The organism is Pseudomonas sp. GNP014 (genome assembly GCF_054344005.1).
Genome location: NZ_JBTGUS010000009.1, coordinates 1 through 10245, shown reverse-complemented (window position 1 = coordinate 10245; position 10245 = coordinate 1). Strand labels below are relative to the sequence as shown.

Below are 10245 nucleotides of genomic sequence, written 5' to 3'. Positions count from 1 at the left end.
AAATATCATATGAGTGTCATATCCTAGTTCCATCAATCCCTTAGATTAAAAATCAATTTATCAGCATCTTTTAATGTACCATCAATAATTACTCCCAAACGGCCACTTCAAGATAATTTTTCTTTCGTTTTTCACGTACATTTTTTAGATCTAAGACGCAATGGTTAAGCGGGAGTCATATTCAGCATCAGGCATATTTAGAGACAAGTGCACCTTTGATTAATTTTTCAAAATGAGGATCAGAGTCAATTGTCTTGGGCCAAAACAAAAGAGTAATCTTCTTAGTGACGTATGACTTACCTGGAAAAAAAATCCAAAGAGAAAGGTGAACTTAAATATATTGGGATCGTAAACCCCCTCTTGTAATTCTTTAAATGTTTTCATATTATTTTATTCCCATTAACTTCTATATTTATATTTTAAGCAACAAGATAAAAATCCTCAAGGTCATCATACACTATTGGTTTTTTCTTGATTCTGGTGCAAAATTAACTAGAAATCAATTATTCCTTCTTCAAGAATCCTTTGCAAGCAGTAAATTCATACTGTGTTTAGCAGCAACCATATCAAAATTATGTGTAATTTTTTTAACAAAAAATGCACCCCTATAAAACCTATCTTCTGTTTCTTTTTTACTAGTCTTAATTCCAAAACTCTAAGGAAAACTCATTTCAACAACATCACCAGCATTCAGTAATGTATTTCCATGAACTAGAACATCAAGTAAAAATCCTGATTTTAATTGAGTTTTTTGTGAAGTTGTTTTCTATCCATGTATGAGGTACGTTTGCACTAAATGGATATGAATTATCAGATGTGGTAAAAGTTGAATCCGAAAGAGCATTCACATCTTTATTGATGTGGGAAACATAAATTGTCGGAAAGGAAAATCTGATACTCTTGAACAAATTCATCTACTGGAGTAGCACTGTATATAGGAAAATCTAATTTTTTGTCTGTTAGGGGGTTTGTACCAACAATATGTGATTCTTTATCAAAGACCTCAAAATAATTGTACAAATGTGTGGAATAATTTTTATTAAAAATATCATGAATAATAAGTTTTGATCCAAATGTTCCTAAAGTATAATTTCATGTAAGTCACTATTACCAACAATTTCATAAGCAAAATAGTTTGTCCATCTGCCAACATCAATTTAAAAACTACCCTACCTTAGAACCCACCTAGACGTTGTGTATGAAAAACAGAGGTTTTACTGAATACATACTAAAGAAACTTCTGAAATGAAACCCTCTTATATTTTCAAAAAACATGAAAGAAGCATTGTTATCTCGTTCAACGAATCTTCTCATTGGAAATCTTAATTACACCAAATGGACTAATATTGGAGTTACTATTTTTTTGTTTCTCGTTGTAGGTTCACAGTAAATATCTTTTTTAGTACCTATATAATTTTCCAACATATTACAAACCATACTTGAATAAGAACCCCGCAAAACTTCATTAACTCTGGTTCTTTGATTTTTAATAAGTTCAGAACTAACAAAACTTAATACATACCCCTGCACATTATTCCCTATATCACTTCTGGTTTCTTTGAAATTATTAATCACAAACGCATTCTTGGTGTAATCTATGATAGCGGTTTCTTTTTTTAAAACTGGGGGTTCTTATTTTTAAAAATAGATATTCTTGACCAATGATTGAGAAAATCGACAGCATCCAATATCTTGCATAAGTATATTACCAACACGACCATCATTTCTATCTTCATAGAGGGTAATTGCAATAATAGAAGGTAAAATATTAACTTCAAAGTGATGAAGTTAATATTCTTGCATCATCTATTTTGAATTGACCAGCACCAGATAACCCTTCAAAAGATAATATACTCTCGAGAAATGAGTGATTTATATTCAGCAACAAAAGTTCCAATATAGGCGGGGTCTAATAAACGAACCTTACGCAAGGTATCCAACAAGTAAACTCTTCATATTCAAAATTTGTAATTAGTGTTGCAGCAGGATAGTCTGTATTAACTGTACCAACGTTTATTTTAATTGTTGTATCACCGGAAGTTTGTGATATTTCATAATGGTAAGTCGCATCAACATCAGAGTATTTGTCATTAATGAATGCAAGAAATTGTGAGGATGACATGGAAGATTGGTGATAACGATCAGTGATATCATTTACAAACAATACAAACCAATATAGTATGGATCACCATAAAGTTTGTCTATTATTTTCTGGTGTCTCTCCCTCTTTAACATCGTATGTATCAAAGAATAAGGTATTAACTTTAACCTTTGCACGAACACCAACACGTTTTAATAAATTTGTTACGAGTTTAAAGTTATTATTACCAACGGCATCATATACTATAATAGGAAAATTTGAAAAATACATGATTAATATCCCTCTTGAATCCGTTCTTTGGTAATGATTTCCAGTTCCGAAAAACTACAAAGTAATTTGAGTTCTTTGTGGCAAAGCCAAAAAGCTTATTCATCTTGGTTTCATACATCTAAATCGTTCTGCACCATATTGAACATCCATAGTTTTAAGAAAACAGGTTGATATTTTATTGAGAAAATTATTGGGCCATTTTTGATACATATATGATATATCAAAAGTACTTGGTATGGTCATTTCTCTACCTACTCCAACATTTTTACAGAAAACTTGGGAATCAAAATATTCTGGATGCATATGAAATTTAAATGCATAGATAATATCCTCAACAATTTTTGATTCTTGAACACTTTTGGGTATGAAAATAAAGGTATAATTAAATGATCTACGACTAACACCTTCCAACATCATTTCCATTCTTGGTGTTATGATTGGGCCCCCTATCTAACAACTTACAGTTGATGCACCGGGAGCAATATTATCAGCGGCGGCAATACTTAAAATCTTAACTCCTTCGAAGCACACCTTTTCCAAGGTCAAAACCAATGTTCCCACGTAGTAGATATAGCATCCCATGACATTTCCTTAGTGTTCAAAATTTCTTGAAATACTTTAGAACCAGTTCAAAATCAATCCAACTTCTTTATCTGCATAATTCATACCATAAGATACACTTACTGAAGGAGGCATATACAATGATATTGCAGTATTTAATCTAGTAGTTGCGCATCTTTTAGTGTAAGGGGAGTGCATTTTTTTACCACCCTTTTTTATTTGATCTTGTAAGTAAAATGTTATAGTTGTTGAGTTTCAACTGTAGAAGGAAAGGGTAAGGGTCCCAGGGGATTGAAGTTTTCACCAACATTTACATTAATCTATTTTTCTTAATCTTTTAGCAACACCTTTAGCATCCATACCAATTTTTTCAGCATGTAGTGTTGCACTATCTTAACCCATTAATCATAAACATAATATAATGACCCTGCATAGGATCACCCTCTACGTTTAGTGGATATGTTATATTTTGAGTTGTGAATTTAGTTTTTAAATTCATAGCAGCATTATTAGGATTATTATTTGAAGATGCTTTCCAATACTTGAACCAGGCAGATTACCGCGAACTCTTTTTAAACAGTCTGAAGCCATCCTACTCTCAAAATGTTACTTGACTTGTTACTTGATTTTTGAGCACATCTAAAAATGACATAAATAAACCTTCCTAAATATTCAAAACTATTTATATACCATGTCTTATAAAGGTAAATACATGCCCAAAAATCCCAAAAAGTATAAGGGCAATCCACAAAGAATAATTTATCGTTCCATGTGGGAACGTAAATTTATGGTATATTGTGACACTAGTAAAAAAATCCTGAATCGAACAGTGAAGAGATCATTATACCTTATTTATCTCCTTGGGATGGTAGAGTACACCGATATTTTCCAGATTTTTATATCAAGGTAAAACAGCGCGATGGTTCCCTCAAAGAATTTATCATAGAAGTCAAACATGAAAAGGATAAATAAAAAGAAGAACCGCCCCTAAAAAATCCAAAGAGAAAGACCAAAAAATGGTTTGGCGAGGTAAAAACATGGAATATCAATGAAGCAAAATGGAAATATGCAACCGAATGGTGTGAAAATAATGATATGGAATTTAAGATATTAACCGAGGATCACCTCAACATTCGATATAAATAATAATGATATGGACCTAAGCAAATACATACAAAGTGTCAAGGAAATTAGTAGAGGTAGACCAAAATCTACTGAATGGTACAAAGACAAGATTAAGGAATTTGGTAAGAACAAAAATCAGAATTTAATTCGGAGTAGTCAAAGCAGTATACCATTTTGGTGAAACAGACATGTTTGCAAAATGGAAAAGAAATTACCTACTATGATACCTTTCCTCTTGTACTTCCAATTGAAAAATATCCAGATGGGTTTCTGGGTATAAATATGCATTACCTCCCAATCCCTTTAAGAATTAGGTTACTTGATAGATTGGTTGATTTTTCTAACAACACAAAATTTGATGAGAGCACAAAATTGATTGTAAATTACAGTAAACTTAAAAATATAAATTTAATTAAACCAACCCTCCATAGGTATTTCACAGAAGATACCAAATCTCAATTTCGTAGGATTGATGCAGATGAATTTACAATTGCAACTCTTAAAGGTACAAAGATTTAAGAAAGCATCTGCAAAAGAAGTATGGTCTGAAATTCAAGGAAAATGATCTAATGGCAATTATTCCCAAATTTTTAGAAGGTGCATATGGTGTCTTAAATGATATTCTGTCTGAATATCATGCGGATGATGGATATGCAGTTCCAAACGGATTTTAAAGCAGGCTCTAGTGGAGCCTATAAAAATGGGCGGGGGAGGTCTAGAAAATGCATATAGTGGTGGAGAAAGAGCGGGCGGTATTCAAAAACTCCGTAAAATTTCTTTAAGATGTCAGGGTGTAAATCTTCCCGGCAGAAATGTAGCAACCATGACAGATTCAAATGTATATGGAAAAACAAGAGAAGTGGTTGAAGGCGTAACTTCTGCAGAAGATGTAACTTTAACATTTCAATCTAGTTCTGGTTTAGATGAAAGAAAATATTTTGAACAGTGGCAAGAGAATATGTTCAATCCTGATACATGGAATTTGGGTTACTATAATGATTATGTCGGAGCGGTTGAAATTTATTTGTTAGATAAACAAGAACAAAGACGATATGAAACTAAACTTTGGGAAGCATCCCAAAAACTATTAACATTAATTTAAATGCAGGGTCAATGAATGAAATTATAAAGGTTGATATTGGATTTTCTTTTAGATATTGGAACAGAACTACAATACTGATAAAGGACAATCACCAGATTTGATGGAAAAAATAACAAAGACAGTAGTGAATACTGTGGAACGAAATATATCTCGTAATATACCAAAGGTATTGAATAGATTATTATAAAGGATTAAAAATTATGGCGTTACCTAAATTAACTACACCAGAATATACTCTGGTTGTACCTTCAACAGGAAAGGAAATTAAATATAGACCATTCTTGGTAAAAGAAAAAGTTCTTCTAAGTAACCTGGAAGGTGAAGATGAAAAACAGATTAATAATGCAGTTATGAATCTGGTAAAAGAATGTACATTCAGAATATTAGTGATTTAAAAACTCCTATGTTTGATATAGAATATATATTTTTAAAAATTAGAAGTAAATCGGTTGGAGAAACTATTACGTTATCTATTCTTTAAGCTGATGATGAAAAAACAGAGAAGAATTACATTATAAATTAAATTTGGATGAAGTAGAAGTGCAAATGTCAGATGATCATACTAATATTGTTGAACTAACTGATAAAATTAAATTGATTATGAAATATCCTACTATGAAGGATATTACACAGAACAAAGTGGATGATAAAAAAAGCGATATTGAACAAGTATTTGATATATTGAAAACTTGCATAGCAGAAGTTCATCATGAAGATGATATAACAAATATTATAGATGTGTCTCCTAAAGATTTAGATGAATTTTTTGAAAGTATGACACAACAACAACAATTTGAACTATTACAAGAATTTTTTAATACAATTAAAAATTCACATCTTGTAAATTGTAAAAACCCAAAAACAAAAAAGAAAAATGAAGTTCTTTTGGAGGGTTTGGGGGATTTTATGAGTATAGGGATGTCTCACAATACCGTATCGCATTATTACGAGACATCCTTTAACTAAACCGAACATCATAAGTACAGTATAACTGAACTTGAAAATATAAATACGTGGGAACTTGAAATTTATACTGGATTGTTAATTAACTTTTTGAAAGAAGAAAAAGAACAATTAGAAACAAAACAAAGGTAAAATGAAAATATAATGATAACCTTTAAAAAATAAAGGAAGAATAGAAAAAGTGATGATGATAAAGAAGTACAGGTACTAGTAACAGAAAAAACCTATGAGGTTGACAAAATCAGATTTTTTAACTATACAAGGATTTGATGAGAGTAAGACTTGGTATAACAAGACTTCTGGGGTTATGGATTGGTTAAGAGTAATTCCTAGATTATTAATGATATGTTATGGTATTATATTTTGGATATCAACACAATGGTTTATGAAGTCCCCTGTTACCAACTTAACATCAAGAGCATTTATATCTACAATTGTGGGTGCGGGCAACGCATGGTTTGGTTTGTATGTGGGTAGTGGACATAAAAAGGGTAAGTAAATGGACGAAAATACAGAATTAAAAGCATTTGCAGATGCAACGAAAAGTTTAAAAACCAAAAAACATAGGCGAAAAGGATGGTGTTTTTGGTACGGCATTAAAAAATAATTTCTCTTCTGGATTTAAAGCACTTTCCGGTCCATTTGCGGGTATGATAAAAAGGTAGCAATTTGACAAACGTTCATGTTCAAGCAGATAAAGGATAAGATTTTTGAAGAAATGGAGGGAGAGGCAAGATAAAAAATTATTTAGGAAGCAATTTGATTTATCAAATAAAGAGTTTAAGGATTTAAAGCAAAAGAAAAAACTTAATTAATTTAAACAAAACCTGGGCAAATTCATTAGGTAACAGGAAGTTCAAAATAACTAGCAGGGTAAAAGAATTAGTTGAACAAAATGCAACTCTTAAAGAAATTAGAAAAGCAATAATGGGGGGTAATGAAAACCAACAAGAACAAATTAAAACCGCAAACAATAACAAGAAACAAACAATGGGGGGTGCAAGACAAGTAGAAAAAGATAAAAAAGCAGAGATGCAGAGGCGAAAAGAAATTTCCTTATTTCAACAAATTAATGATGGTATAAAAGGTATGCATAAAGCATTTTTAAATTCTATTAAAAAAGGGAAAGAAACTAGGTCTAGGTATTATCCTTAACTTGATGTGTCTTTATTGCATTAGTTAGGTTCAGCAATTAAACATAGAATTTACGTTTCTAAAAGCACTTACTGGAAAGGGACTAACAAAATTATTTGCACCACTTAAAAAGTTCTTACAGGTAAGGAACGATCAGGTAAACTGCTTTTCTTTCGTTAAACAAAACCATAAAGGAAAATACAAACTCGATAAAAGGTTCAAAAGCATTAAAATTGGGAAGTTTCTAACGAGGAAAAGGCAAAATAAAGGGTCTTTTCGCATCAATAGGAAAAAATTTTTGCACCAATAATAAAATTTTTCAAATCAATGTTTAGTCTGGGTAAGGGTCTTACTAAGATGTCCAAATTGGCAACGACCATAGTCAACTTTGCAAAGGGTTTTGGAAGAATTCTAGGTAAGATATTTCTTCCCATCACTATTCTTATGTATCGTTTGATTTTATAACAGGGTTTATGGCAGGGTATGAAGAAGGTGGTATTCTCGGCGGTTTAAGCGGGGGATTGACTAAATTGTTAGAGGTTAATTGGTCAACCAAGATACTTGAAAAGATCTGCCTTGGATTATGGGTGTATTTGGTTGGGATTCAAAGGAAAATTAATTAAACCATTTAGTTTTAGCATTTTAATTGGTGATATGATTGGCGGCGGTGGTGGTGTGGAAGGCGGTGGAATATTTGGTCTGATTACCAAGGTAGTAAATTGGGTTAAACAACTGTTTTCTGACCCAGCGGCCTAGAGTTGTGGACAACCTCATCATTATGGAGATTGGATAGTAAATGGTTTTTCTGGTACCCATTTCAAGGTTGGGAATTTTTTAAAACTTGTTTAATATGGATTTTGCGGCAATAGCAAAAGCAATTGTACAGAATTGGGCACCTGATTTTATTAAGAAAGCAGTGGGTATACCTGTTAAAGGAAAGTCAGTGAGGAACTTCAAACAGAAGTAAAAGCAATGGAGCAAGTTGTCGGTATGGGTGACATCCCAGTACGGATAGAAAGAAACTGGATGACCTCCGAAAAGAATTAGAAGCATTAAAAAGACAAATCAAGCAATTGGTGGTGGAAAAATGGTCAATCAAAAATATACAACTGCAAATGTAGTGGAAGTAAAAAATGCACATCATACGGTTCAAAAGACACAAGGGAATATAGTAAGCAGTAAATAATTCTAGGGTATGGAATAGATTAACTAAAAACCCCTCTTCAATTTCTCGAAGAGGGGATTTTTGCAGAACGATAAATAAATCTAAAAGTATTTAGTCTTAATCAACTTTTACCTTACCATTTAGACATTTACCATTAACAATATCTTGTACGGTACAAAACGGCAAGATAATGTCCGCTTTATAAAGAATTCCCTATTACAAGTAACAAAAGAGGAAATTTCTTAGTAAAATCTGGATTGGTATCATCATTCACTCCATCTATGGCACAAGACACACCACGTTTTTGACGGGACTGTTCTGAAACAGACTTACCAGTATGACGATCAAAATTGCGGGAGGATAGTCTTCTTGTGTGAAACAAGAGCACCCCGTTTTCACAATCTTATCACCCCAACGGGTAAGACCCTTCTCAAGGTCCTGCATTCCTCAACCATGTCACCATGAACGTCCATACTGTTCATCTGTTCGCGGATATAGTCCTTACAGAATGGCGAAAGTCCAAACTCTTAAGGTCTTTCTCAAGGCGTTCTTCTGCAACCAGAAATCCTCGAGCAGTCTTTACCGGAAGAGGTGTAACTCTAGTATTTTCGATTTTCCCCGCAAGGACAACAACATATTAATCTAGCAATTCGATCAACATTAACATCAGGTCCAATTGTAACACCAGTACCAATCAAAAGCCCAAGTCCAAAGTCCTTACAATTGACCTTGGGTGGATTACTTAAAACAACTGTTCCAGGCAATACATCACCAGAACAAACAAGGGTAATGGTTTTTTCACAGAATTTGGCAACAACGGTAACCCCAAACAATGCAGTTGATGAAAATAATGTTACTGCAAATACAGCAGTTAAAAACTTGTTCATTATTTATCCTCCTCAGCAAGTTTCTCGAAATATGATAATGTGTCTTCTTCTTTTTCGTCCTCTGTTACCTCTACGGTAGGGCCAGAACCCTACTTTCGTATCTACAGTAACAGTCTCAACTGGTTCCAAGGGTAGATCAACAACATTACCTACAACAGTAGTACCAGCAAGAACGGCATCCATACAATTCTTCAATTCACTATAAGACTTGAAATTGGTAGGAGCGGTAAACTCTTTAAGAGCATACCATTTACCCATACCTTTTCAAGTTTATCATCATTATCAAATAATGGAGAAGATAATTCAAACTCTGACTTATCATAGTTCCAATAACCATCTACCTTACAAATCTTCAGTTTGAAATTTGCACCTTCCCAAAAATCAAAGGGGTTGACTGCAATTTCATCATCAAATGCCAGACAAAATTGCTGATTTTTGTCGAAGATTTTCTTACCATAACGGAACAGGAAAACCTTTCCTCCGTTTTCTCGACAAAACTTCAAAATCAGTAACAACATAAATGTTGGAACGATATTGCAACTTACGAACTCTGACGGCGAGCAATTTCCTTGTCAAACTCCACACCAGAGTTCCAGTATGCACTGTTCATCTCTGATACAGGGTCTTTCTGTCCAAGTGTGGTGAGAAATTCTCAATATACCATTGAAGCGGACCTTGAAATGCATGATTCCAAAACCAAGGTAAATCTTCTCCCTTGACGAGTGGTAAAAACCGAATGACTGCATAACCGTTTCCCGTTTTATCCAGTTCCGGTTTCCACAAACGTTCATCAACGTATGATTTCTTATCTGGGGAAGTGTTTTCTTTCTCGGCCCAGCAAATTGAGCAGTGAGTTTTGTTTTTTAGTGTATTTAACGACATATGTATCTCCTTATGTAATCGTATGTTTTCGTATGTTAAAATTTATATTATATGT

At 33.0% G+C, this 10245-nt stretch carries 11 protein-coding genes and 2 pseudogenes; 8 read left to right on the top strand and 5 right to left on the bottom strand.

What is annotated here, in order from left to right; translation table 11 throughout:
• Positions 1-2185 precede the first annotated feature (2185 nt).
• Positions 2186-2371 (bottom strand): hypothetical protein, encoded by a 186-nt coding sequence (locus tag ACXX9E_RS29085; protein WP_458556697.1) that lies wholly within the window; start codon positions 2369-2371, stop codon positions 2186-2188.
• 99 nt (positions 2372-2470) lie between these two features.
• Positions 2471-2788, bottom strand: a complete 318-nt coding sequence (locus tag ACXX9E_RS29080; protein ID WP_458556696.1) for a hypothetical protein — start codon at positions 2786-2788, stop codon at positions 2471-2473.
• A gap of 981 nt (positions 2789-3769) precedes the next feature.
• Between ACXX9E_RS29080 and ACXX9E_RS29075 the strand changes: the two are divergent.
• The 8 genes and pseudogenes from ACXX9E_RS29075 (at position 3770) to ACXX9E_RS29045 (ending at position 8012) form a co-directional block, all read left to right on the top strand.
• A pseudogene (locus tag ACXX9E_RS29075) lies at positions 3770-4078 on the top strand (TnsA endonuclease N-terminal domain-containing protein).
• 156 nt (positions 4079-4234) lie between these two features.
• Complete coding sequence (locus tag ACXX9E_RS29850) at positions 4235-4576, top strand: hypothetical protein (RefSeq protein ID WP_505357994.1); 342 nt, start codon at positions 4235-4237, stop codon at positions 4574-4576.
• 166 nt (positions 4577-4742) lie between these two features.
• A complete protein-coding gene (locus ACXX9E_RS29070) occupies positions 4743-5159 on the top strand; it encodes a hypothetical protein (protein WP_458556695.1) in 417 nt (138 codons plus the stop codon).
• A gap of 200 nt (positions 5160-5359) precedes the next feature.
• Positions 5360-5554 (top strand): T4 family baseplate hub assembly chaperone, encoded by a 195-nt coding sequence (locus tag ACXX9E_RS29065; RefSeq protein ID WP_458556694.1) that lies wholly within the window; start codon positions 5360-5362, stop codon positions 5552-5554.
• Positions 5527-5640, top strand: a complete 114-nt coding sequence (locus ACXX9E_RS29060) for a T4 family baseplate hub assembly chaperone (protein ID WP_458556693.1) — start codon at positions 5527-5529, stop codon at positions 5638-5640. The genes ACXX9E_RS29065 and ACXX9E_RS29060 overlap by 28 nt, the downstream gene beginning before the upstream one ends.
• Positions 5641-5672: 32 nt before the next feature.
• A pseudogene (locus ACXX9E_RS29055) lies at positions 5673-6125 on the top strand (T4 family baseplate hub assembly chaperone); the annotation flags it as partial.
• 924 nt (positions 6126-7049) lie between these two features.
• A complete protein-coding gene (locus ACXX9E_RS29050) occupies positions 7050-7277 on the top strand; it encodes a hypothetical protein (RefSeq protein ID WP_458556692.1) in 228 nt (75 codons plus the stop codon).
• 555 nt (positions 7278-7832) lie between these two features.
• On the top strand, positions 7833-8012 hold the full coding sequence (locus ACXX9E_RS29045; protein WP_458556691.1) for a hypothetical protein: 180 nt from the start codon (positions 7833-7835) through the stop codon (positions 8010-8012).
• A 1008-nt stretch (positions 8013-9020) separates the two neighbouring features.
• On the opposite strand, the gene ACXX9E_RS29040 is transcribed toward ACXX9E_RS29045, so the two are convergent.
• From ACXX9E_RS29040 to ACXX9E_RS29030, 3 genes are all read right to left on the bottom strand, one after another.
• Positions 9021-9308: a hypothetical protein gene (locus tag ACXX9E_RS29040; RefSeq protein ID WP_458556690.1), complete on the bottom strand. Its 288-nt coding sequence runs from the start codon at positions 9306-9308 to the stop codon at positions 9021-9023.
• Positions 9309-9499: 191 nt separating this feature from the next.
• Complete coding sequence (locus ACXX9E_RS29035; RefSeq protein WP_458556689.1) at positions 9500-9826, bottom strand: T4-gp32 family ssDNA-binding protein; 327 nt, start codon at positions 9824-9826, stop codon at positions 9500-9502.
• An 88-nt stretch (positions 9827-9914) separates the two neighbouring features.
• Positions 9915-10190 carry a hypothetical protein gene (locus ACXX9E_RS29030; protein ID WP_458556688.1) on the bottom strand — a complete coding sequence of 92 codons (276 nt, stop codon included), beginning with the start codon at positions 10188-10190 and terminating at the stop codon, positions 9915-9917.
• Positions 10191-10245: the final 55 nt, after the last annotated feature.